This is a genomic window from Microlunatus phosphovorus NM-1 (assembly GCF_000270245.1).
GTDB lineage: Bacteria > Actinomycetota > Actinomycetes > Propionibacteriales > Propionibacteriaceae > Microlunatus > Microlunatus phosphovorus.
In genome coordinates this window covers 3,035,570-3,058,983 of sequence record NC_015635.1, presented here as the reverse complement: position 1 = coordinate 3,058,983, position 23,414 = coordinate 3,035,570, and the positions used below count along the sequence as shown (strand labels likewise).

The following is a 23,414-nucleotide window of genomic DNA, read 5'->3' as shown; positions in this document are numbered from 1 at the left end:
CTGTTCGCTTCGATTCGAGAGGTCTCTGCATGCGGGTGCTCGGCATCGATCCCGGTCTGACCCGGTGCGGTCTCGGGGTGGTCGACGGGCAGCCCGGCCGGCCGCCCAGCCTTGTCGCCGTCGGTGTGATCCGGACGCCGGCCGATCTGGACCTGTCACGTCGACTGCTGCGGATCGAGACGGAGATCGATGCCTGGATCGCCGAGCACCGGCCCGATGCGGTCGCGGTCGAGCGGGTCTTCGCCCAGCACAATGTGCAGACGGTGATGGGCACCGCCCAGGCTGCCGGGGTGGCGATGCTGGCAGCCGCCCGCCGGGGCTGTCCGGTGGCGTTGCACACCCCGAGCGAGGTGAAGGCCGCGATCACCGGCTCCGGTCGAGCCGACAAAGACCAGGTGGGCGGCATGGTGACCCGGATCCTGCGGCTGGAGAGCACCCCCAAGCCTGCCGACGCTGCCGACGCGCTGGCGCTGGCGATCTGTCATGTCTGGCGGGGCGGCGCGCAGAATCGGCTGCAGGAGGCCGTCGATCGGGCGCGTCGCAATCAACGTCCTAGTCTTCCCGCCAGCCCGCCCCGACCTGAGGTACGCAGCCGATGATCGCCCAGTTGAGAGGCACCGTGATCCAGCTCGGTCCCACGGCAGTGGTGATCGAGGTGGGCGGTCTCGGCGTGCTGACGCTGTGCAGCCCGAACACGACCGCCGGACTGCGGTTAGGGGAGACGGCCACGATCGCCACGTCGCTGGTGGTCCGCGAAGACTCCCTGACCCTGTACGGGTTCGCCACGGTCGACGAGCGGGAGCTGTTCGAGCTCTTGCAGACCGCCACCGGGGTCGGACCGAAACTGGCCCAGGCGGCACTGGCCGTGCTCAGCCCCGATGAGCTGCGCTCGGCGATCGCGACCGAGAACCTGGTGCAACTGTGCAAGGTGCCAGGCATCGGGCGCAAGGGTGCGCAGCGGCTGGTGATCGAGCTGAAGGACAAGATCAACGCTTTGGGGCTGGTCAGTGAGCCGACCGTGCCGACGGCCGATGGTCCTGCACCGGCCGCGGCTGGTTGGCGTGATCAGGTCAGCCAGGGTCTGCAGGGACTCGGCTGGTCGACCCGGGACGCGGAGGCCGCCTGCGACGAGGTGGAGCCGCTGGCCGGTGAGTCCGGGGTCGGCGTGCCGCAGCTGATGCGCGCGGCCCTGCAGGCATTGGCGCGCCGGTGAGCGACCCCGGACGGCTCACCACCGAGGAGTTGGAGGCCCTGGTTCGGCCCGACGCTCAGGCCGACGAACGAGCGGCCGAGAGCGCACTGCGACCGCACGAGTTGGCGGCGTTTCGTGGCCAGCCACGGGTGAGCGAGCAGCTCGGCCTGCTGTTGACTGCGGCCCGCCAACGTGGTGCTGTGCCGGATCACGTCCTGCTGTCCGGCCCGCCCGGGCTGGGCAAGACCACCCTGGCGATGATCATCGCCGCCGAGATGTCGGCTCCGATCCGAATCTCCAGCGGCCCGGCCATCCAACACGCCGGGGATCTGGCCGCGATCCTGTCGGGGCTGAGCGAGGGCGAGGTGTTCTTCCTCGACGAGATCCACCGGATGTCCCGGCCGGCCGAGGAGATGCTCTATCTGGCGATGGAGGACTTCCGAGTCGACGTGGTCGTCGGCAAGGGCCCCGGGGCCACCGCCATCCCGATCGAGATCCCACGTTTCACCCTGGTCGGTGCCACCACCCGGGCCGGCCTGCTGCCGGGACCGCTGCGAGATCGATTCGGCTTCACCGCGCAGCTGGAGTTCTACGACGCCGCCGCGCTGGAGCACATCGTGCGCCGTTCGGCCGGCGTGCTCGGGGCGGAGCTGTCCGACGACGGCGCGGCGGAGATTGCCCGGCGATCACGTGGCACGCCCCGAATCGCGAACCGACTGCTGCGCCGAGTCCGTGACTTCGCCCAGGTCCGCGCGGACGGCAGGATCACCCGCGACCTGGCCCGGCAAGCGCTGGAGCTGTTCGAGGTGGACGCCATCGGACTCGACCGACTCGACCGAGGCGTGCTGGAGGCGCTGTGCCGCCGATTCGGCGGCGGACCGGTCGGTCTGTCGACGCTGGCGATCTCGGTGGGCGAAGAGACCGAGACCGTGGAAGAGGTGGCCGAGCCCTTCCTGGTGCGCGAAGGTTTCATGATGCGTACGCCCCGCGGACGGGTCGCCACCCGCGCCGCGTGGGAGCACCTGGGACTGCGACCACCCGACGCCGGCACCGCGGTCGACGGCCCAAGCCTGTTCTGAGGTGGCCGGTTTCATCGAAAAGGCGCAGTTACAGGCAAATCGGCCCGGATGAGGTGTAACTGCTCCTTTTCGATGCAGGCCGCTCCTTCTCGGCGTACGCGCTCCCGTCGGGCGGCGACCCAGGCTCCGCGCGGCGCGGCGAATCGTCAAAAGCAAGATCTTGCGTCCGATTAGGTAGAGTACGGCGGTCGGCGGATGTGTCGACCCGTCGGCGCGTCCGCGTCGCCGTTGCTGAGAACCCGATTGTTGGAGTCATGGGAAGTTCACCCCTGAGCACGATCCTGATGATCGCCTTGATGGTGGTCGCCTTCTACTTCTTGCTGCTGCGGCCGCAGAAGAAGCGGCAGCAGGCGCAGCAGAAGACGATGACCGAGATCCAGCCGGGCACCCAGGTGCTGCTCGGCAGCGGGATCTTCGGCACCGTCGTCTCGGTAGCCGAGAAGCAGGCGGTCATCTCGACCGCCCCCGGCGTCGAGCTCACCGTACTCAAGCAGGCGATCGCTCGCATCATCCAGCCGGGTGATGAGTTCAGTGAGCCGATCGAGTCCGTCGAGGAAGCACACGAGGACCCGTACGGCGAGCCCTCGGAGCCGAATGAGCCCATCGACCCGTTCGGGAACGATCCCAAGAAGGACTGACGCCTGGTGGCGAACCGCGGCGGCCACCCCGGTCGCACTCTCATCATTTTCGGCGTGATCGTCGCGGCCCTCTACGGGCTGATGGCAGTCACGAACAACTGGACACCGAAGCTGGGTCTGGACCTGCAGGGTGGCACCACGATCACCCTGACTGCTCAGAACACCGACGGCACCGGCAAAGTCGATCCCAACAGCCTGCAACTGGCCCGGACCATCATCCAGTCCCGCGTCGACAGCCTCGGCGTCGGCGAGACCGAGGTCACCACGTCCGGCGACCGGCAGATCGTGGTCGCGGTGCCGAACGTGCAGCAGGACGAACTGGTCCGCCTGGTGGGTCAGACCGCTGTGCTTCGCTTCCGGGCTGTGTACGGCGCCGAGGCTGTCACGCCACCGGCTACCCAGGAACCCTCGGCCAACCCGAGCGGGGAGCCCAGCCAGGAGCCGAGCGCCAGCCCCTCCGGTGACCGGCGCCCGGCCCCTCAGCTGCCGACCGCGCCCCCGGCACCGAGCACACCCCGGCCGAGCGAGCCAGGAAAGGGCACGCCGCCGGACAAAGCCATCGAGTGGCAACCCTCGGAGGCCGACCAGAGCGACTTCGCCGCCTTCACCTGCGATCAGGCCGATGCCTATCCTGACGTCTCCGATCAGCCGCTGATCGCCTGCAATCGGGAGCAGACCGAGAAGTATTTGCTCGGTCCGACCCTGATCGAGGGCACCAAGCTCACCACCGCGTCGGCCGGAGTGCCGCAGAACCAGGTGCAGTGGGTGGTCAACCTCGAGTTCAACAGCGAGGGTGGCGCCACCTTCGCGGCTGTGACCGGGACCCTGGCGACCCGGCAGCCGCCGGAGAACCAGTTCGCCATCGTGCTGGACTCCGAAGTCATCTCGGCGCCTTCGGTGAGCTCGTCGATCCCCGGTGGTCGGGCCGAGATCTCCGGCAGCTTCAACCAGCAGTCGGCGACCGAGCTGGCGAACATCTTGAAGTACGGTGCGCTGCCGCTGTCGTTCGAGGTCTCGGAGGTCTCCAACGTCTCGGCCACCTTGGGCGGAGAACAGCTGCACGCCGGCATCATCGCCGGCATCGTCGGGCTGATCCTCGTGGTCGGATTCTGCTTCCTCTACTACCGCGGTCTCGGCATCGTCGTGGTGTCCTCGCTCGTGGTCGCGGCGGCGATCACGTACGCGGCGGTGGTGCTGCTCGGCGGCTCGGTCGGCTTCGCGCTGAACCTGCCCGGCATCGCGGGCGCCATCGTGGCGATCGGGGTCACGGCGGACTCGTTCGTCATCTACTTCGAACGGATCCGAGACGAGGTCCGCGATGGCCGAAGTCTGCGTACCGCCATCGAGACCGGCTGGGTACGCGCCCGGCAGACCATCTTGATCGCCGATGCGGTCTCGATGCTGTCCGCCATCATCTTGTTCATCCTGGCCATCGGCTCGATCAAGGGCTTCGCCTTCACCCTGGGGCTCACCACGATCATCGACGTTGCGGTGGTGTTCTTCTTCACCAAGCCGCTGATGTCGCTGCTGGGTCGGACCGAGTTCTTCGGTCAGGGACACCGGCTGTCGGGCCTGTCACCCGATCATCTCGGGGTCAGCGTCCTGCCGGGGATGCGCAGCCGGCGAGCGGCGGCCAAGACCGGCGTCCCGGCGACCGCGGGGAAGGAGGCGTAGATGTCGAAGCTCAGCCAGTTCGGCCACAAGCTCTACACCGGCGAGGTCTCCTACAACTTCGTCGCCAAGCGTCGTCGGTGGTACGTGATCTCGGCGATCCTGATGATCGTCTCGATCGCCTCCATCGGTGTCCGCGGCATGCAGTGGGGCATCGAGTTCGAGGGCGGTGCCGACTTCCAGGCGCAGGCCACCGTCACCGACCAGACGGTGAGCCAGTTCACCGACGCCGTGACCAACTCCGGAGTGCCGGATCTGACCGAGGCGTCGGTCACCACGATCGGCAGCAACCAGGTCCGGATCCAGACCCGTACTCTCGACCCGGTTGCCGAGGTGCCGAAGGTGCGCGCCGCGATCGCCGAGGAAGCAGGTGTGTCGACCGACGAGGTCGCCTACAGCCTGATCGGCGCATCGTGGGGTGGTCAGATCACCGATCGAGCGCTGATCGCCCTCGGCGTGTTCCTGCTGCTCGTCACCTTGGTGATCTGGGCGTACTTCCGGAACTGGAAGATGTCGATCGCGGCCCTGGTCGCGCTGCTGCACGACCTGGTGCTCACCATCGGCATTTACGCGCTGGTGGGGTTTACCGTCACCCCGGCCACCGTGATCGGGGTGCTGACCATCCTCGGCTACTCCCTCTACGACACCGTGGTGGTGTTCGACAAGGTGCGGGAGAACGTCCGCGATCTGACCTCGTCGGCACGCCAGACCTACTCCGAGGCAGCCAACCTGGCGGTCAACCAGGTGCTGGTCCGCTCGATCAACACCACCATCATCGGTGTGCTCCCGGTCGCGGCGCTGTTGTTCGCCGGCGCCTTCATCCTGGGCGAGGGTCCGTTGAAGGACCTGGCCCTGGCGTTGTTCGTCGGCATGATCTCCGGTGCGTACTCCTCGATCTTCATCGCCACCCCGCTGCTGGCGCAGTTCAAGGAGCGCGAGCCGGAGATGCAGAAGCTGACCAAGCGGGTGCTGGCCCGGCGCGCCAAGACCGAGGCGAAGGCAGGCGCCGGCGCGAGGGCCAACTCGGCAGCGCCGGTCGCGGTTGCCGATGCGGAAGACGCGGAAGATCTGCCGTCGTACGACCCGCCGGCCGACTCGGCCGAGGAGGACGTCGCTGAGCCTAGTCTGGAGAAGCCCCGGATCACCATCTCGACGAGTCCACCGCCAGCTGTCAGCCGGCCTCCCCGACCGACCAGCGAGGGCGCGTCAGGGCGGCCTCAGCCACAACACAAGCCTCGCAGTCAACGGAAGAAGTAGCCGAGAGGGCGGACCCGATGAGCGACACGTCGCCTGGCACCGACCTGGCCGGGCTGATCGCCGAGGTGGCGGACTACCCCACACCAGGGGTCAGATTCCGCGATATCACCCCACTGATCGCACACCCCGGCGGTCTGGCCGCGGCCGTCGAGCAGATGGTGGCGGCCGGCCCGCGGGATGTCGACATCGTGGTCGGCCTGGAGGCTCGTGGCTTCATTTTCGGCCCGGCGATCGCGTTGGCGCTGGGGGCCGGATTCGTGCCCGCGCGCAAGCCGGACAAGCTGCCGCGGCCGGTGGAGTCGGTCACCTATGACCTGGAGTACGGCAGCACGACCCTGGCCGTGCACGCCGACGCTTTCGGTCCCAGCGCCCGGGTGTTGATCGTCGATGACGTCCTGGCCACCGGCGGCACCGCTGCTGCCGCGGCCGAGCTGGTGGGCCGGCTCGGCGGGCAGTTGGTCGGCATCACCTTGCTGCTCGAGTTGAGCGAGCTCGGTGGGCGGGAGCGGCTGACCCGGCTGGGCTTCGGCCCGGTGACGTCGGTCCTCACCTTCGGCGCGTCATGATGACCCGGGCATGAGCATGTTGCGTGGCTTCGGGCGGTCCCGGAGTCGGGCTCACCCATCATGGACTCACCAGACCCTGGTGAGCCTGCCGTCGCGCTCCTCGACGCCGGCTCGCGAACTGGCTCGCCGAGGTGTGCTGGCGCTGAGTCTGTTGGTCTTCATCGTGGCGTTGGTCTATTTCGACCGCGGCTCCTACACCGACACCCATGACGGCGCGGTGTCCTTCGTGGACGCGATCTACTACGCGACCGTCACGATCACCACCACCGGATACGGCGACATCACCCCGGTCACGCCGCAGGCCCGGATCCTGAACGCGGTGCTGGTCACCCCGATGCGCATCCTGTTCCTGGTCCTGTTGGTCGGCACCACCTTGGAGGTGCTGGCCAACGAGGGCCGCCGGATCCTGCGCGACAGCTACTGGAGGAATCACATGCGCAACCACGTGGTCGTCGTCGGCTACGGCACCAAGGGCCGCAGCGCCGTCGACACGCTGCAGAGCAACGGCGCCAACCCGGCGCAGATCGTGGTCATCGATCCCAAGCCGAGCGCCGTCGTCGACGCCAACCTGCGTGGTTTCGCCGCCATCGAGGGCGACGCCACCCGCCGCGACGTGTTGCGTCGCGCCGAGATCATCAAGGCGCGCGAGGTGATCATCACGTTGGACCGCGACGACTCCGCGATCCTGGTGACTTTGACCGTACGCCAGCTCAATCCGAGCGCGCATGTGGTGGTCGCGGTCCGCGAGGACGACAACGCCTCGTTGGTGCGCCAGTCCGGCGCCAACGCCGTGGTGACCTCCTCCGAGGCCGTGGGACGTCTGCTGGGTCTCTCTGCGGTCAGCCCGAACCTGGGCACGGTGATCGAGGACCTGCTGTCCAGCAAGGAGGGCCTGGAGGTCGGGGAGCGCCAGGTGCGCCCCGATGAGGTCGGCCGGGCGCCGGACGACGTCAAAGGCGAGGCAGTCATCGCTGTCGTGCGCAACAAGACGCTGCGCCGGTTCTACGACCCGACCGTGGCCAAGCTGGAGACCGGCGACCAGGTCGTGGTGGTCCGGCATGCCGTCGCCGAGGTCGCCGGCTCGGAGCCGCAGCCCCCGAGCCGGCGCCGTTCGGGTCGCAGCAACTGGTGATCAGGACCGACCGGTAACCCGACTGCGAGGCGCTGTCCTAGACTTGCTGCACTTCGGCTGAAGGGTGCGCAGGGGTGACGATTGAGCCTGGGACCGTGACGCGACCGTCGAGCGGGACGACGGGGCGCGCTGGGGTGCGCCCTGAGCCGGCGGAGACTCTGTCACCGGGGTCGCCGGCGAGCGCCGCTCCGCCGCCCACTCCGGTGGTTCGAGTCGTCCCGGAATCGGAGCAGCCCCGGGTGCGGATGCGGCAGCGCATCGCCCGGTTCGGGGCCGGCAAGGCGCAGGCACCGGTGCTCGATCCGCTGTTCAAGGTGATCAGGGCCAACCATCCGAAGGCTGACCTGGCGCTGATCGAGCGGGCGTACCGGACCGCCGAGCGTTATCACCGTGGCCAGACCCGCAAGAGCGGTGATGCCTTCATCACCCATCCGCTGGCGGTGACCACGATCCTGGCCGAGCTCGGGATGACCGAGACGACACTGTGCGCCGCATTGCTGCACGACACTGTCGAGGACACCGCGTACACGCTGGAGGCCCTGACCCACGACTTCGGCGACAAGGTCGCTCTGCTGGTCGACGGCTGCACCAAGCTCGACAAGGTCAAGTACGGCGAGTCGGCCAAGTCCGAGACCATCCGCAAGATGATCATCGCGATGTCGCGCGACATCCGGGTGTTGGTGATCAAGCTGGCCGACCGGCTGCACAATATGCGCACCTTGCACTACCTGAGGCCGGACAAGCAATATCGGATCGCCTCGGAGACCCTGGAGATCTTCGCCCCGTTGGCTCACCGGCTGGGCATGAACGCGATCAAGTGGGAGTTGGAGGACCTGTCCTTCGCGACCATGCAGCCCAAGGTGTACGACGAGATCGTCCGGATGGTGGCTGAGGCCGCACCGCGCCGGGACGAGTTCCTCTCCCAGGTGATCGAGCAGGTCAACGCCGACCTGCGAGCGGCCAAGATCCGGGCGACCGTCACCGGGCGGCCGAAGCACTACTACTCGATCTATCAGAAGATGGTGGTCCGGCGCCGCGACTTCGCCGACATCTTCGACCTGGTGGGTCTGCGGATCCTGGTCGACAGCACCAGGGACTGCTATGCGGCGCTGGGGGTGATGCACGTCCGCTGGAACCCGCTGCCGGGCCGGTTCAAGGACTACATCGCCATGCCCAAGTTCAACATGTACCAGTCGTTGCACACGACCGTACTGGGCCCGCAGGGCAAGCCGGTGGAGTTGCAGATCCGCACCGAGGAGATGCACAAGCGCGCCGAGTTCGGCGTGGCGGCGCACTGGAAGTACAAGGAAGGCGGCAAGGCCTTGGCCGAGACCGCCACCGGCAGCAGCGACGACCTGACCTGGGTGCGCCTGCTGCTCGACTGGCAGCGAGAGACCACCGATCCGGGCGAGTTCCTCGACTCGCTGCGGTTCGAGATCAACTCTTCCCAGGTCTATACCTTCACGCCCAACGGCGATATCCACGCGCTGCCGCAGGGCGCGACCCCGGTCGACTTCGCGTACGCGATCCACACGGAAGTGGGACACCGGACCATCGGCGCCCGGGTGAACGGTCGGCTGGTCGCGTTGGAGTCGCAGCTCTCCAACGGCGATGTCGTCGAGATCCTCACCACCAAGAGCCCCGATGCCGGACCGAAGCGAGACTGGCTGGAGTTCGCCAAGAGCCCACGCGCGCGGAACAAGATCCGGCACTACTTCACCCGCACGCGCCGTGAGGAGTCGATCGAGAACGGCAAGGAAGCGATCGCCAAGCAGTTGCGGAAGGCCGGGCTGCCGCTGCAGCGGCTGCTCACCGTGGAGCACCTGACCGCGGTCGCGGACTACTTCAAGCTCCGCGACGTGCCGGGGCTCTACGCCGCGGTCGGCGAGGGCACCGTCGGCTCGCAGGCGGTGATCAACCGGCTGATCGAGGCCGAGGGCGGCCAGGACGCCACTGCCGACGAGATCAACGAAGACCAGGTCGTCACCGGCCGGCGGCGGCGCAAACGGTCGGCCTCGGACTCCGGGATCGAGATCGACGGCGACACCGATCTGCTGGTCAAGCTGGCCAAGTGCTGTACGCCGGTGCCCGGCGACGACATCATCGGCTTCATCACCCGGGGCGCAGGCGTGTCGGTGCACCGCAGCGATTGTGTCAATGCCGATCATCTGCGCACTGAGCACGCCGAGCGGATCATCGGCGTCGGCTGGGCGCCGCCGACCGCGCAGAGCTCCTTCTTGGTCGCGATCCAGGTCGAGGCGCTGGACCGCAACCGGCTGCTCTCCGACATCACCCGCGCGCTGTCGGATCAGCACGTCAACATCTTGTCCGCGGCGCTGAACACCACCAAGGACAAGATCTGCAAGGCCCGCTTCACCTTCGAGACCGCCGACCCGACCCACCTGGACCACGTGCTCCGCGGCGTTCGCCAGGTGCCGGGTGTCTTCGACGTCTACCGCATCCGGCAGTGAGGCTCAGCCGCTGAAGTCGTCGGCTGCCTTGAGGGCCTGCTCCAGCCACTGACGGTAGGTGTCCGCTGACGAATGGGCGTCGCGGGCGGCCTTGGCATCGCCTCGAGCTTCCGCCTTGGCGGCCTTCTCCTCGAGCTGGGCGATCTGGGCCTCGAGCTTGGCGGCGGTGTCCTCGGCCCGGGCGCGTGCCTCGGGGTTGGTCCGTCGCCATTGGTCGTCCTCGGCGTGCCGGATCGCGGTCTCGACGGCGCGCAGCCGGCTGTCGAGCGGCCGGATCATCTCGCGTGGCACCTTGCCGATCGCCGACCAGCGGTCGAGGATGTCCCGGTAGGCCGCCTTGGCTGCGGCCAGGTCGCGGACCGGCACCAGCGCCTCGGCCTCGCTGAGCAGTTCCTGCTTGGCGGCGCCATTGGCCCGAAACTCAGTGTCCTGCTCCGACTGCACGGCCTGCTTGGCGGCGAAGAACACATCCTGGGCGCCGCGGAATCGCTTCCACAGCTCGTCGTCGACACCCTTGGGTGCCGAGCCGGCAGCCCGCCAGCGGGACATCAGATCTCGGTACGCCGTCGTGGTCTGGGCCCAGTCGGTGGAGTTCTGCAGCGCCTCGGCCTCGGCGACCAGCTTCTCCTTGGCCCGGCGGGCGACGTCGCGCTGTTCAGCCTCCCGGGCGAACTGCGCCTTGCGCTGGCGAGTGTAGGTGGTGCGGGCGCTGGAGAATCGGTGCCACAGTTCGTCATCTGTCGCTCGATCGAGCCGGGGGAGCGCTTTCCAATCCTCCAGCAGGTCTCGGAACCGGTTGACCCCGCCGCGCCAGTCGTTGCTGAGAGCCAGCTTCTCGGCCTCGGCGACGAAACGCTCCTTGGCCTCTTTGGCCTGGGCCGTCGCCTTCGCCCGCTCGGCCTTGCGTGCGGCACGCTGCTCGGCGACTCTCGGCACCAGGGCGTCGAGGCGAGCGGAGAGGCCATCCAGGTCGCCGACGGCATGAGCGTCGGCGACGCTGCCCCGGACCGTCTTGATCGATGACATCGCGTCGTCGGGGGACAGCGCACCGGAGGCGACCCGGGTCTCCAGCAGGGAGACCTCCAAGTCCAACGCCTCGTAGCGGCGAGTGAAGAATGCCAGAGCTTCGTCGGGAGGCACATCGGGCACCTGGCCGACGGCACGTTCGCCGGCTTGGGTGCAGACGTACACCGTCCCGTCGGGGTCGACTCGGCCAAAGGAGGCGGGCCCTGGTGCGGGAGTGGCGGGGGCGCCTTCGTCACTCATGAGGTCCATCCTGCCCGATAGACATGAGCTTGGTCACATCTGTATCGCGAAGCCACTTCTTCCGGCGTTCGATCGGCGGTCGTTAGTCTCAGCCGTGTGTTCATCGCGTCCTTTCCGGCAGGCCCTTGGCAGACCAACTGTTACGTGGTCGCGACCCAGCCAGGGGCGGAGTGTCTGATCCTCGATCCGGGGGTCGGTGCGGCGGACGGCGTACGCGAGCTGGTCGCCGAGCATCGGCTCAAACCGGTCGCAGTGGTGCTCACCCATGGCCATCTCGACCACATGTTCGCCGTCGCGCCGGTGTGCGGGAGCTATGACGCGACCTGTTGGATCCACCCCGATGACCGCGCTCTGCTGACCGACCCGCTGCGCGCGATGGGCGCCGAGACTCATCACCTGCTCGCCCAGCTCACGGGCGGGACGTCAACCTTCGCCGAGCCGGACGACGTACGAGAACTCGTCGATGGATCGGTGCTGGAGATCGCCGGAGTCACTCTCGACGCGATTCATGCGCCGGGTCACACCGCCGGCTCGGTGATGTATCGCTCCGACTATCCCTTGACCTCGCTCGGTGCCGACACCGAGATCGACCAGGTCGTCTTCAGCGGTGATGTGCTCTTCGCAGGCTCGATCGGACGCACCGATCTGCCGGGTGGCGACCAAGTCGCGATGCTCCGGTCACTGAAGGACAAGGTGCTGCCGCTCCCGGACAGTGCGGCCGTGCTGCCCGGCCACGGTCCGCAGACCACGATGGCTCATGAGCGAGCCACCAACCCGTACTTGCGCGCCCGGCTTGGCTAGCGACCCGGAATCTCCGGGCACGAGACTCTCGTCAGGTGCCAGTTCGCGGCCGGGCTGCTTCTTGTGTCGCCGCCCAGGACATCAGCAAGAGCAGCCCATCCTCCGCGGAGCTTCCAGGGTCGGCGGTGTAGACGACCAGCGACAGGCCTGGATCGGCGGGCAGCTCCAACGCCTCGAAGCTCAGGTCCAGCTCGCCCACGATCGGGTGCTGGAATGACTTGCGTCCACTTCGGTGGAAGCGAACCTGCTGCGCCGCCCACAGCGTGGCGAACTCGTCGCTGCGCGTGCTCAGCTCACCGACGAGATCGCTCACCTCGCGGTCGTACGGGTTCTTGCCGGCTTCGATCCGCAGCGCTGCGACCATGTCTCGAGCGACGGTCGGCCAGTTCGGGAAGAAGGTGCGTGATCGCGCGTCGCAGAAGACGTAACGGCCCAGGTTGGGTGGTCTGCTCGGGTCGAGGAACAGGTCGGCATAGAGCGCCTGGCCGAGCTGGTTGGCGGCCAGGAGATCCCGGCGTCCGTTGCGCAGATAGGCGGGCGCCTCGGTCAGCGCCTCCAGAACGCGGCGGATCTCCGGACGGACCTCGGGGCGGGTGGCCGCGTTTCGGCCGGCTCGGCTGGCTCGGCGCGGGCCGGTCTGGGCGGTCCGCGCCAGATTGTGCAGGTGCGTGCGCTCGGCCTCGTCGAGCTGCAGCGCTCCGGCGATGGCGTCCAACACGGCCTCGGATACGCCGGCGAGGTCGCCGCGCTCCAGTCGGGTGTAGTAGTCGACGCTCACTCCGGCTAACAGCGCCACCTCCTCCCGGCGCAAGCCAGGCACCCGCCGAGTGCCACCCCAGGAAGGCAACCCGGCCTGCGCTGGGGTGATCCGGGCGCGCCGGGCGGCGAGGAACTCGCGCACCTCGCTGCGATTGCTCATGAACCGACGGTACGGGTAGCGGTCGAGGCGGAGGAAGGGCCTGCCAGTACCAGGCTCTGTCGCGATCTTCCCGAGACATTGGCCGTATGTATTGACAAACTCCGACGGCGGGTGTTGATTGTGTCTCATCACTGGTGAGCGCCAGTGATTCAAGACACAGCATGGCGGATGCGGAATCGGCCTGGTTGGCCCTGCAACTGCCGACCGGTTGTCACGAGCAGCGTGCTCGGACGTGAAAGGAATCGCTGATGATCCCTCGCAAACTCGGTGTGCTGGCGGTTGGCACTGCGGCCGCCTTGGCGCTGACCCTCGCTGCATGCAGTGGTGGCGGTGCTCCACAGACGGAATCGAATGATGGCAGTGGTGGTGGGGGCGGCAATTCCGGCTACACGATCGCCATGGTCACCCACGAGACCCCCGGCGACACGTTCTGGGACAAGATTCGAGCGGGTGCAGAGCAGGCGGCCAAGGACACGGGCTCCGAACTGAAGTACTCCAACGATCCGCAAGCCGACAAGCAGGCTCAGCTGATCCAGGCTGCGGTGGACTCGAAGGTCGACGGGATCGCCACCACGCTGGTCACCCCGGACGCACTGGCTGGTGCGGTGAAGTCGGCTACCAACGCGGGCATTCCGTTGGTGGGCTTCAACTCGGGCATCGACGACTACCAGAAGCTGGGTGCGTTGATGTACTTCGGCTCCGATGAGACGCTGGCCGGCCAGACCGCCGGCGAACGGATCGCCAAGGCCGGCGGCAAGCACCCGTTGTGCGTCATCCAAGCCGCCGGATCGGTCGCTCTGGAAGCACGCTGCGCTGGTGTGAAGGCCAAGGTGCCGGGCACCGAGAACATCCAGGTCAACGGCGCCGACGACTCCGCGGTGGTGGCCAGCCTGCAGGCGAAGCTGCAGCAGGATCCGTCGATCGACTACATCGTCACGCTGGGCGCGCCGATCGCTCTGGACGCACTCAAGTCGATGGAACAGTCCTCCAGCAAGGCGAAACTGATCACATTCGATCTGAATGTCGATGCGGCGCAGGCGATCAAGGATGGCAAGATCGAGTTCTCGATCGATCAGCAACCGTATCTGCAGGGCTATCTGGCCGTGTCGTCGCTCTACCTCTACATCAAGAACGGTAACGACATCGGTGGTGGCAAGGCGGTCCTGACCGGCCCGTCGTTCGTCGACAAGGACAACATCGACGCCATCCTGCCGTTCGCAAAGAACAACACTCGGTAGCCGGATCGTGGCCGGCCCCCGACGGGGGCCGGCCGCCTCTCTTGGTTCTTTCAATGGAGATTGGAGCGCTATGAGTCAGTCTGTGAAGTCGGCGCCGGTGGGTGCGCCGTCGGAGGCGTCGAACCGGGTGAAGTTGGGTTGGTCGAATCGTCTTCTTGCTCGTCCTGAGGTGGGTGCCGCGGTGGCTGCGGTGGTCATCTTGATCTTCTTTTTGGTGGTGGCGCCGTCGTTTCGGTCGGCGGAGTCGTTGTTCACGGTGTTGTATGCGGCGTCGACGATCGGGATTGTCGCGGTCGCGGTCGGCATGTTGATGATCGGTGGTGAGTTCGATCTGTCGGCGGGTGTGATCGTCACCTCGGCGGGCTTGTTCAACGCCTTGTTCTGTTACTACCTGGGCATCAATTTGATCGTGGGCGCGGTGGTGTCGTTGGTGTTCTGTCTGGGGATCGGGTTCTTCAACGGCTACATGGTGATGCGCACCGGCATCCCGAGCTTTTTGATCACCCTCGGTTCGTTCTTCGTGTTGCAGGGCGCGAACCTGGGTGTCACCAAACTCGTATCCGGCGCGGTGTCCAGCCCGAACATCTCCCAGATGGACGGCTACGCCGTCTTGTCGACGATTTTTGCGGGGTCGTTCAAGATCGGCCCGGTCACGGTGTGGAACACGGTGATCTGGTGGTTCTTGTTCGTCGCCTTGTCCTCCTGGATTTTGAACCGGACGAAGATCGGCAACTGGATCTACGCGGTCGGCGGGAACGCCGCGAGCGCGCGGGCGGTGGGTGTGCCGGTGATCCGGGTGAAGGTCGGCCTGTTCATGGCCGTCTCCTTCCTTGGCTGGTTCGTCGGCATGCACACCTTGTACCGGTTCAACACGTTGCAGGCCGGCAACGGGGTCGGCAACGAGTTCATCTACATCATCGCCGCCGTCGTCGGCGGCACCCTGCTCACCGGCGGCTACGGGAACGCGATCGGCGTCGCGATCGGCGCGTTCATCTTCGGCATGACCCAGTTGGGCATCGTGTACGCCGGGTGGGATCCGAACTGGTTCCGCGCGTTCCTCGGCGTGATGCTGCTGCTCGCGGTGATGGTGAACCTGTATGTGAAGAGACTCTCCACCACCCGAAAGGTCGGCTGACCCATGACCGATAGTTTGCGTGAGCATGCCGATCCGGAGCTGCACAAGGGTGAGGCGTTGGTGGAGATGGTTGATGTCGGGAAAACGTATGGGGCGATCCGGGCGTTGAAGGGCATCAACATGACCGTGAGGGCCGGGGAGGTGACCGGTGTGCTCGGTGACAACGGGGCCGGGAAATCGACGTTGATCAAGATCATCGCCGGGCTGCACCCGCACAACGAGGGCACCATGCTCGTGCACGGCAACCCGACCACCTTCGCCTCCCCCCGCGAAGCCCTCGGCCAAGGCATCGCCACCGTCTACCAAGACCTCGCCGTGGTCGGACTCATGGAGGTGTGGCGGAACTTCTTCCTCGGCTCCGAACTCGTCACCTCCAAGTTCCCGCTGGCCGGGATGCGGGTCAAGGAGATGAAACAGATCGCCGACCAAGAGCTCCGGAAGATGGGGATCGTGGTCAAAGACATCGACCAACCCATCGGCACCCTGTCCGGCGGCCAACGCCAATGCGTGGCCATCGCTAGGGCCGTCTACTTCGGCGCCCGCGTCCTGATCCTGGACGAGCCGACCGCCGCCCTCGGCGTGAAACAGTCCGGGGTCGTGCTGAAATACACGGCGGCCGCCCGGGATGCCGGGTTGGGGGTGGTATTCATCACCCACAACCCACACCACGCCTACCTGGTCAGTGACCACTTCATCATCTTGAAACTCGGCCAAGCCGTCCTCGACCGCAAACGCTCCGACGTCGGCCTCGACGAACTCACCCGCCAAATGGCCGGCGGCGACGAACTCACCGAACTCAGCCACGAACTCCAACGCTGAGATCCAGATCATTCTCAACAGAAAAGGAAGCTGTGAAATTGACTGACCTGCGTGTCGCCGTCTTGGGCCTCGGCCTGATGGGCTCGTTCCATACCGAGTTGTTGACCAGCCGCATCCGCGGCGTTCAAGTCACGGTCGTGAACGACTTCGTACAGGCCAAGGCCGAAGAGGTGGCCGCTCGGATCGGCGCTCGGGTGGTGGCCGATCCGATCGAGGCGATCAAGGACCCAGAGGTCGACGCGGTCTTGCTGGCCACGCCCGGCAACACCCATGCCGAGCAGGTGAACGCCTGCCTCGATGCGGGCAAGCCCGTGCTGTGCGAGAAGCCGTTGACCACCGATGTCGACTCCGCGTACGCGATCGTCGCCAAAGAGGCCGCACTCGGCAAGCAGCTGATCCAGGTCGGGTTCATGCGCCGGTTCGACGCGGAGTACGCCGCACTGCGGGAGCTGATCGTCGACGGTGGCCTCGGCAACCCGTTGATGGTGCACTGCACCCACCGCAACCCGGCCGTGCCGCCGCACTTCAACTCCGAGTTCATGATCAGGGACTCGGTGGTGCACGAGGTCGACGTCGCCAGATTCCTGCTGGGCGAGGAGATCGCCTCCGTGCAGGTGATCAAGGGCGTGGCCACGTCCACGGCTCCCGAGGGCACCAACGACCCGATGCTGGTGATCTTCGAGATGACCTCCGGACGGATCGTCACCGACGAGATCTACGTGCGCACCGGGGTCGCGTACGAGGTGCGTACCGAGGTGGTCGGCGAGTCCGGCAGCGCGCTGATCGGTCTGGACCAGAACCTGCAGGTCAAGTCGACCGACGGCCGCTGGGGAGGCCGGATCACCCCAGGCTTCGTCGAGCGGTTCGGGCAGGCGTACGCCGTCGAGCTGCAGCGCTGGGTGGACGCCGCCGGCCAGGGCACGATCGACGGACCCGGTGCCTGGGACGGCTACGCCGCGGTCGCGGTCTGCGAGGCCGGTGTCCAGGCCCTGACCGTCGACGGCAAAGTCGAAGTCCAACTCCAGACCCGCCCGGAGGCCGCCCGATGAAGCTCGCGCTCGATCCGCAGATGTACTACTCGACCAGCACCGTCTACGAGCTGCCCGATCACGTGGCCCGGATGGGCTACGAGTGGATGGAGATCTCGCCGAAGGCTGACTTCGTCCCGTTCTTCAAGCACCCGCGGATCGACGACGCAGGGGTGCGCAAACTCAAGAAGGTCGCCGCGGACGCCGGCGTCGGGATCGCGTCCGTGCTGCCGGTGCAGCGTTGGTCGGGGCCGGGGGAGGACGAACGCCAGGCCGCCGTACGCGCCTGGAAACGTGCCATCCAGATCACCGTGGACCTCGGCGTCAACGTGATGAACTCCGAGTTCAACGGGCGACCTGAGGCGGCCGAGCATGCCGAGGCGCAGTTCCTCAAGTCGATGGACGAGTTGCTGCCGATCTTCGAGCGGGAGGGAGTGGAGCTGATCCTGGAGCCGCACCCCGACGACTTCATCGAGGACGGCATCGAGGCGATCGAGCTGATCCGCGGTCTGAACAAGGACTGGATCGGCTTCCTCTACTGCACGCCGCACGCCTTCCATCAGGGACATTCGGCGACCGAGATCATCCAGTGCGCGGCGGAGAAGACCCGTTATGTGCACCTGGCCGACGCGTGGGACCACACCAGCAACAACGGTCTGCGCTACATCACCAACCCGCCGGGCAACCCGGTGCGGGTGCACCAGCACATGGAGATGGGGCGCGGCGAGGTGCCGTACGAGGAGGTCTTCGCGGCCTTGGCCTCGGTCGGCTTCGACGGGGTCATCTCCTCCTGTGTGTTCGGCTGGGAAGACGACCGCGACGGGGTCAACACCCGGCAGCGGGAGAAGGCTCAGGCACTGATCACCGAACATTTCACGCGCTGAGGGCACTTCCCGGGCTGACCCTGCAGACTGGTCAGGTGGCGGTGGCGAGACGCAGCGGGCGAGTCACGCTCGAGGACGTGGCGGCCGAGGCTGGGGTGTCACGCGCCCTGGCCTCGATCGTGATGCGCGACGCACCTGGGGCGAGCGCGGCGACCCGCGAGCGGGTGCTGGCCACCGCCCGGGAGCTCGGCTATCGACCAGACGTCCGCGCGCGGTCCCTGGGTGGTCAGAAGTCCAAGCTCATCGGGGTGATGTTCGGGGTCGGCGTGGGGACCTTCCACTTCGATCTGCTGGAGGGTCTGTACGCCGCCGCAGCCGAACACGATCACAACCTGATCTTGAGCGCCGTCACCCCTGGCCGTGATGAGGCCACCGCATTGGCGTCGCTGCAGGACTTCCGGTTCGACGGTCTGATCATGCTCGGGCCACCGACGGAGCAACCGCTGCTGGCCGGTGAACTGCCGGTGGTGGTCGTCGGCTGGCACGTCGATCACCCTCGGGTCGACATCGTCCGCACCTCCGATGAGACCGCAATGGCGATTGCCGTGGAGCATCTGGCATCCCTGGGACATCGGCGGATCGCTCATCTCGACGGCGGTGAGACGGTGATCGGTGTGGCCCGCCGGCAGGCGTTCGTGGCAGCAATGACCGAGCGGGGCCTGGCGGGCACGATGCGCCTCGTGCCCGGCGGACAGGCACAGCTCGATGGTCAACGCGCTGCGCTACGGCTGCTGGCCAACGAGGATGACCTCCCGACTGCACTGATCGCGTACAACGACGACACGGCGATCGCCGCCATGGGCGTACTCGCCCAACAAGGGATCTCCGTGCCTGGCGACATCTCAGTCATCGGTTGGGACGACAGTCAGCTGGCCATGCTGTCCCCGGTCGGGCTGACCAGTGTCCGCCAGGAGCCCGGAGAGCTGGCTCGTCTCGCAGTGGAGCGGACCATTGACCGGATCAAGCAACGCCGCATCGAGGATCGGGAGATCATCCTGGAGCCGGAGTTGCGGCTCCGGCAGAGCACCTGTCCGCCACCCCTTGGCATGTCTTGACATGGACGTCGCTTGATCCCTATCGTTTAAGACGCCTTCCTAGAACGCTCTAGTGAGTTCCATCACATCGCTTTGAAGTGAGAGGTTGCCCGATGACTCTGGGTGTCGCAGTCATTGGCGCTGGTATGGCGGGTCGGGCTCATGCCGCCGCCTATCGGATCGCCCCCACGCTTTATGCCTCGACGCTGCCGCCGCTGCGGTACGTCTCCATTGCCGATGCCAATGCCGAACTGGGCGACCTTGCGGCGCGTCGGTTCGGCTATGAGCGAGCAGTCACCAGCTGGCAGGCGGTCGCCGAGAACCCTGCTGTCGACGTGGTCAGCGTGGTCGTTGCCAACCGACTGCACCGCGAGATGGTCGAGGGGCTGCTGGCCGCCGGCAAGCATGTGCTCTGCGAGAAGCCGCTGAGCGACACGCTGGAGGACGCACGGGCGATGGTGGGCGCCGCGGACGCGGCCAGCACGGTGGCGCGGATCGGCTTCACCTACCGTCGGGCGCCGGGTGTGGCCGCATTGCGTGAGCTGATCCGGAACGGCACGCTCGGCAAGGTCTTGCACGTCGACGTCCGCTATTGGTGCGACTACGCCTGTGACCCGCAGGGGCCGATCAGCTGGCGGTTCAGAGGTCAGCCAGGGTCTGGGGCGCTGGCCGACATCGGGAGCCATGCTGCGTACCTGGCCGAGTTCTTGGCCGACGACATCGTCGAGGTCAGCGGGGGCCGGTTTGCCACCACGATCACCGAGCGTCCCGTCCCCTTGGAGGCAGTGGTCGGTCACGGCAAGGTCGCGGTGAGCGACACGTACGAGCCGGTGGAGAACGACGACTATGCCGCGTTCAGTGCCTCCTTCGCTAACGGCGCCGCCGGAGTGGTCCAGGCATCTCGAGTGGCAGCCGGACATCCGAACGGTCTGGTGCTCGAGGTCTTCGGCGATCGAGGCGCGGCCTCGTGGGCGCAGGAGCGCCCGGCCGAGTTCCAGCTGATGCTCGACGAGGGCAGCGCAGCCGGGACCAACGGCTATCGGACCGTGCTCATCGGCCCGGATCACCCCTACGTCGCGGGTGGGTTGCCGATGGACGCTCCAGGGGTCGGTCTCGGCCAGAACGACGGGTTCGCGTATCAGGCGCGGGCGTTCCTGGAGGAAGTGGCAGGGCTGCCCGAGGAGCAGTCCCTGCCGCGCTGCGCCTCGTTCGCCGAAGGTGTGCACAACATGGAAGTCCTCGCTGCCGTCGCCGAGTCTGCCGGTCGTGCCGGTGCCGCGGTCACCGTTTCCACTCAAGCTGAGGAGATCTCTCGATGAAGTTCGGCGTCTACAACGCAATCCTGCACGACCGTACGCTGCCCGAGGCGCTGAAGATCATCGGCGGCCTGGGACTGACCGGGATCGAGCTGAACTCCGGTGGCTTCCTGCCGGCCACGCACATCCCGACCTTTGACGACATCCTGTTCTCCGACGACGCGCGGGACGAGTTCCTGGGGCTGTTCGAGGGCACCGGGGTGGAGATCGCCGGGCTGAACTGCAACGGCAACCCGCTGCATCCCAACCCGACGGTGGGGGAGAAGCACGCCGAGGACGTACGCCGCTCGATCCGGCTGGCGGCCCGGCTAGGACAGACCCGCGTGGTCACCATGTCCGGGCTGCCAGGCGGTGAGCCGGGCGCGACCCGGCCGAACTGGATCGTCAATGCTTGGAACTCCGCTGCGCTGGACGTGCTGGACTATCAGTGGACGGTGGCCGAAGAGTTCTGGCGGGAGACCGACCGGCTTGCGGCCGATCACGGCGTCAAGGTCGCGTTGGAACTGCATCCGCAGAACATCGTGTTCAACCCCGCCGGGATCCGTGAGCTGGTGGAGCGCACCGGCGCCACCCATATCGGCGTCGAGCTGGATGCCTCACATCTGTTCTGGCAGTGGATGGACCCGGTCGCGGTGGTGCAGGACCTCGGTCCGCTGGTCTTCCACGCCGCCGCCAAGGACGTCAAGATCAACCCCGCGGCCGCCGTCTACGGCGTGCTGGACAACCGGTTCCGCCGGCTGTCGCCGGACGAGCCGCGTACCAACCTGGGTGGCGACGAGTGGGCCAACGAGTGGCCGAAGGAGGCCGCCTGGGACTTCGTGGCCCTGGGCCGCGGTCACGACGCCGTCTACTGGTCGACCTGGCTGTCGGCGCTGTATGCCGTCGACCGGGACATGTGGGTGAACATCGAGCACGAGGACGTCTCGCTGGGCCGGATCGAGGGCCTCGAGGTCGCCGCCGGCGTACTGCTCGATGCCGCCCGGCGAGCGGGAATCGCTTAGCGGGCCCTGGTCGTTAGTGTTGCGACCGTGAAGACTGTCGAACAGCGCATCGCCGTACCTGGACCGGACGGAGACATCCAGGCCATTGTCATCGAGCCGGTCGGTCCCCGACGCCGACAAGCCTTGCTCTACTACACCGACATCTTCCAGTTGACCGAATCAAGTCTGCGGACAGCCCGCCAGCTCGCTGCGGCCGGGTTCTTGGTGTGTTTGCCCGAGATCTATCCCCGCGAACTCGCCGGGGTCGCACTCGAGTTCGACGATGCCGGCAAGAAGGCTGGACTGGACGCGGCTGCGCACACCACCACGGCGCAGTTCGATGCTGACTGTCGTGCGATGCTGGACTATCTGGACGCCCGCCCGGACATCGACGAGATCGATGTCGTCGGGTTCTGCCTTGGCGGACATCTGGCGTTCCGGGCGGCGTTCGATGATCGGGTGGCGGCGACCGTCTGCTGCTATCCGACCGGCCTGCACAACGGATCGCTCGGCGCCGATGACCCCGGCTCGCTGGCTGCGGCCGGGGCGATCCGTGGGCGGATGCTGATCATCTTCGGCAGCAACGACCCTCACGTGCCCGCCCAGGCCCGTCTCGACACGATCAGCGGGCTGTACGCCGCCGGACTGGAGCACCTCGAACTGCACATCTATGCAGGTGGCGAGCACGCGTTCATGCGCGATATCGGACCGCGGCATGACCCGGCGCTGACCACACTCGGTCTCACCGAGGCGATCTCTTTCCTCACCGGTCGCTGATCGAGACCGCGACCCTGTGACCGAGTAGAGCTTCTCGCGGGCACCGTCACGACTGGCGTCCTCCACCGAGGAGTCGCTCCAGTTCCGTTCCGGCGTCCGGACTGCCGGCGTCGGAGAGCCGTTGCAGCTCACGCAGGTCGCGGTTCGCCACGGCGCGGCGGGTCAGCAGACGTCCGGCGTACTCGCTGCCTTCGTCGAGCAGCTCGGACAGTGCGGCTACGTCACTGCGGGCATCGGCGAGGTCCGCGAGCCGGTCCAGCGCTGTCTCGTTGCCCTCGTCGGAGAGCGCGCGAAGGGTGGCTTCATCGAAGTCGTGATCGGTCATGAAGTCAGCGTGCGACCTTGCCCCAGGGGCAAGGTCAAGTGCGACAATGAGGGATGTTGACGATCGGGCAGCTCGCCAACTACGTCGGCGTATCGACCAAGGCCGTTCGCGTCTACCATGCCAAGGGATTGCTGCCCGAACCAGTACGAGACGCCTCCGGATACCGGCGCTACGACGCGCAGGCGATCATCGACCTGACCCGCATCGTCACGCTTGCCCAGGCCGGGGTGCCGTTGGCCCGTATCAATGACGTACTGACCGCCGATGCCGGGACCGTTGCCGAACAGATCGACCGGATCGACACCGAACTGCGCGATCACATCCGCCAACTCCGACAACGCCGGACCCGGCTACGCCACCTCGACCAGCCCGATCGGCTCTGCCTTCCGCCCGAGGCGGTCGAGTACATGAATCGGCTCCGCGCCATCGGTCTGTCCGAACGCCACGAGGACACGATCCGCGACGGCTGGATCCTTGGTTACGCTGTCGTCCCGGACATCACTCGAGCCATCCTCCTTCCCGCACGCACGGCCCTGCTGGACGATGCCGAGTATGTCGCGGTGCTCCGCGGCTACGACGAAGCCATCGACTGGGAGCCCGATGATCCTCGACTCGATCAGCTCGCCGACGCGGCGGCACAGCTGGCACGGCGCATGACGCTCGTCTCCGACCTCCCCGACTTCGACAAGGTGCCGCCGGAGACGATCGACATCCTCATCGGACACCTGGGCATCGACAGCCCCGCCTGGCAACGCCTCGACCAGCTCATCACGAGGCGATTCGCATCCTCGACGCCGCCGTCCGATCAAGCGGGGCACGCGATGGCCGCGGACCAGTCAAAGTTGCGTCAAGACCCGTAAAGATCGCGTCAAGATCGGTGCTCGCC

23 protein-coding genes are annotated in these 23,414 nt (G+C 66.9%); 20 read left to right on the top strand and 3 right to left on the bottom strand.

Features of this window, described 5'->3' with window-relative positions; all coding sequences use genetic code 11:
- Positions 1–29: 29 nt before the first annotated feature.
- From ruvC to MLP_RS13705, 9 genes are all read left to right on the top strand, one after another.
- Positions 30–599 (top strand): crossover junction endodeoxyribonuclease RuvC, encoded by a 570-nt coding sequence (gene ruvC, locus MLP_RS13745; protein WP_013863724.1) that lies wholly within the window; start codon positions 30–32, stop codon positions 597–599.
- Positions 596–1,213, top strand: a complete 618-nt coding sequence (gene ruvA, locus MLP_RS13740; RefSeq protein ID WP_013863723.1) for a Holliday junction branch migration protein RuvA — start codon at positions 596–598, stop codon at positions 1,211–1,213. The genes ruvC and ruvA overlap by 4 nt, the downstream gene beginning before the upstream one ends.
- 29 nt (positions 1,214–1,242) lie before the next feature.
- Entirely contained in the window at positions 1,243–2,271 is a 1,029-nt protein-coding gene (gene ruvB / locus MLP_RS13735; protein ID WP_197536619.1) for a Holliday junction branch migration DNA helicase RuvB, read from the top strand.
- A 254-nt stretch (positions 2,272–2,525) separates the two neighbouring features.
- Positions 2,526–2,909 (top strand): preprotein translocase subunit YajC, encoded by a 384-nt coding sequence (gene yajC, locus MLP_RS26450; protein ID WP_083843820.1) that lies wholly within the window; start codon positions 2,526–2,528, stop codon positions 2,907–2,909.
- Positions 2,910–2,951: 42 nt separating this feature from the next.
- On the top strand, positions 2,952–4,583 hold the full coding sequence (secD, locus tag MLP_RS13725; RefSeq protein ID WP_197536618.1) for a protein translocase subunit SecD: 1,632 nt from the start codon (positions 2,952–2,954) through the stop codon (positions 4,581–4,583).
- On the top strand, positions 4,584–5,837 hold the full coding sequence (gene secF / locus MLP_RS13720; RefSeq protein WP_013863719.1) for a protein translocase subunit SecF: 1,254 nt from the start codon (positions 4,584–4,586) through the stop codon (positions 5,835–5,837).
- A 17-nt stretch (positions 5,838–5,854) separates the two neighbouring features.
- Complete coding sequence (locus tag MLP_RS13715; protein ID WP_013863718.1) at positions 5,855–6,403, top strand: adenine phosphoribosyltransferase; 549 nt, start codon at positions 5,855–5,857, stop codon at positions 6,401–6,403.
- A gap of 16 nt (positions 6,404–6,419) precedes the next feature.
- The gene (locus MLP_RS13710; protein ID WP_049804755.1) at positions 6,420–7,535 is read left to right on the top strand and encodes a potassium channel family protein; all 1,116 of its coding nucleotides are present in this window, start codon (positions 6,420–6,422) and stop codon (positions 7,533–7,535) included.
- 245 nt (positions 7,536–7,780) lie between these two features.
- The gene (locus MLP_RS13705; protein ID WP_041790060.1) at positions 7,781–10,006 is read left to right on the top strand and encodes a RelA/SpoT family protein; all 2,226 of its coding nucleotides are present in this window, start codon (positions 7,781–7,783) and stop codon (positions 10,004–10,006) included.
- A 3-nt stretch (positions 10,007–10,009) separates the two neighbouring features.
- Here the strand turns inward: MLP_RS13705 and MLP_RS13700 are convergent, their stop codons facing one another.
- Positions 10,010–11,281: a DUF349 domain-containing protein gene (locus MLP_RS13700; protein ID WP_013863715.1), complete on the bottom strand. Its 1,272-nt coding sequence runs from the start codon at positions 11,279–11,281 to the stop codon at positions 10,010–10,012.
- Between the two features lie 87 nt (positions 11,282–11,368).
- Between MLP_RS13700 and MLP_RS13695 the strand changes: the two genes are divergently transcribed.
- The gene (locus MLP_RS13695) at positions 11,369–12,073 is read left to right on the top strand and encodes an MBL fold metallo-hydrolase (protein ID WP_013863714.1); all 705 of its coding nucleotides are present in this window, start codon (positions 11,369–11,371) and stop codon (positions 12,071–12,073) included.
- Between the two features lie 31 nt (positions 12,074–12,104).
- Here MLP_RS13695 and MLP_RS13690 read toward each other — a convergent pair whose 3' ends face one another.
- On the bottom strand, positions 12,105–12,992 hold the full coding sequence (locus MLP_RS13690; RefSeq protein ID WP_013863713.1) for a helix-turn-helix transcriptional regulator: 888 nt from the start codon (positions 12,990–12,992) through the stop codon (positions 12,105–12,107).
- A 248-nt stretch (positions 12,993–13,240) separates the two neighbouring features.
- Here MLP_RS13690 and MLP_RS13685 point away from each other — a divergent pair, with 248 nt between their 5' ends.
- The 9 genes from MLP_RS13685 to MLP_RS13645 all read left to right on the top strand — a co-directional run bounded on the left by MLP_RS13685 (position 13,241) and on the right by MLP_RS13645 (position 22,203).
- Positions 13,241–14,230 carry a sugar ABC transporter substrate-binding protein gene (locus MLP_RS13685; protein WP_013863712.1) on the top strand — a complete coding sequence of 330 codons (990 nt, stop codon included), beginning with the start codon at positions 13,241–13,243 and terminating at the stop codon, positions 14,228–14,230.
- 70 nt (positions 14,231–14,300) lie between these two features.
- On the top strand, positions 14,301–15,365 hold the full coding sequence (locus MLP_RS13680; RefSeq protein ID WP_041790059.1) for an ABC transporter permease: 1,065 nt from the start codon (positions 14,301–14,303) through the stop codon (positions 15,363–15,365).
- A gap of 3 nt (positions 15,366–15,368) precedes the next feature.
- Positions 15,369–16,184 carry an ATP-binding cassette domain-containing protein gene (locus MLP_RS13675; RefSeq protein ID WP_013863710.1) on the top strand — a complete coding sequence of 272 codons (816 nt, stop codon included), beginning with the start codon at positions 15,369–15,371 and terminating at the stop codon, positions 16,182–16,184.
- Between the two features lie 32 nt (positions 16,185–16,216).
- On the top strand, positions 16,217–17,233 hold the full coding sequence (locus tag MLP_RS13670; protein WP_013863709.1) for a Gfo/Idh/MocA family oxidoreductase: 1,017 nt from the start codon (positions 16,217–16,219) through the stop codon (positions 17,231–17,233).
- The gene (locus MLP_RS13665) at positions 17,230–18,096 is read left to right on the top strand and encodes a sugar phosphate isomerase/epimerase family protein (protein ID WP_013863708.1); all 867 of its coding nucleotides are present in this window, start codon (positions 17,230–17,232) and stop codon (positions 18,094–18,096) included. Before MLP_RS13670 ends, MLP_RS13665 begins: the two co-directional genes overlap by 4 nt.
- Before the next feature lie 35 nt (positions 18,097–18,131).
- Positions 18,132–19,151: a LacI family DNA-binding transcriptional regulator gene (locus tag MLP_RS13660; protein WP_013863707.1), complete on the top strand. Its 1,020-nt coding sequence runs from the start codon at positions 18,132–18,134 to the stop codon at positions 19,149–19,151.
- A 92-nt stretch (positions 19,152–19,243) separates the two neighbouring features.
- Complete coding sequence (locus MLP_RS13655) at positions 19,244–20,449, top strand: Gfo/Idh/MocA family protein (protein ID WP_013863706.1); 1,206 nt, start codon at positions 19,244–19,246, stop codon at positions 20,447–20,449.
- Positions 20,446–21,447: a sugar phosphate isomerase/epimerase family protein gene (locus MLP_RS13650; RefSeq protein WP_013863705.1), complete on the top strand. Its 1,002-nt coding sequence runs from the start codon at positions 20,446–20,448 to the stop codon at positions 21,445–21,447. The genes MLP_RS13655 and MLP_RS13650 overlap by 4 nt, the downstream gene beginning before the upstream one ends.
- 27 nt (positions 21,448–21,474) lie before the next feature.
- Positions 21,475–22,203: a dienelactone hydrolase family protein gene (locus tag MLP_RS13645; protein WP_013863704.1), complete on the top strand. Its 729-nt coding sequence runs from the start codon at positions 21,475–21,477 to the stop codon at positions 22,201–22,203.
- A gap of 46 nt (positions 22,204–22,249) precedes the next feature.
- Here MLP_RS13645 and MLP_RS13640 read toward each other — a convergent pair whose 3' ends face one another.
- The gene (locus tag MLP_RS13640) at positions 22,250–22,528 is read right to left on the bottom strand and encodes a hypothetical protein (protein WP_013863703.1); all 279 of its coding nucleotides are present in this window, start codon (positions 22,526–22,528) and stop codon (positions 22,250–22,252) included.
- A 53-nt stretch (positions 22,529–22,581) separates the two neighbouring features.
- On the opposite strand from MLP_RS13640, the gene MLP_RS13635 reads away from it, so the two are divergent.
- Positions 22,582–23,388 carry a MerR family transcriptional regulator gene (locus tag MLP_RS13635; RefSeq protein ID WP_013863702.1) on the top strand — a complete coding sequence of 269 codons (807 nt, stop codon included), beginning with the start codon at positions 22,582–22,584 and terminating at the stop codon, positions 23,386–23,388.
- The last annotated feature ends 26 nt before the right edge of the window (positions 23,389–23,414 follow it).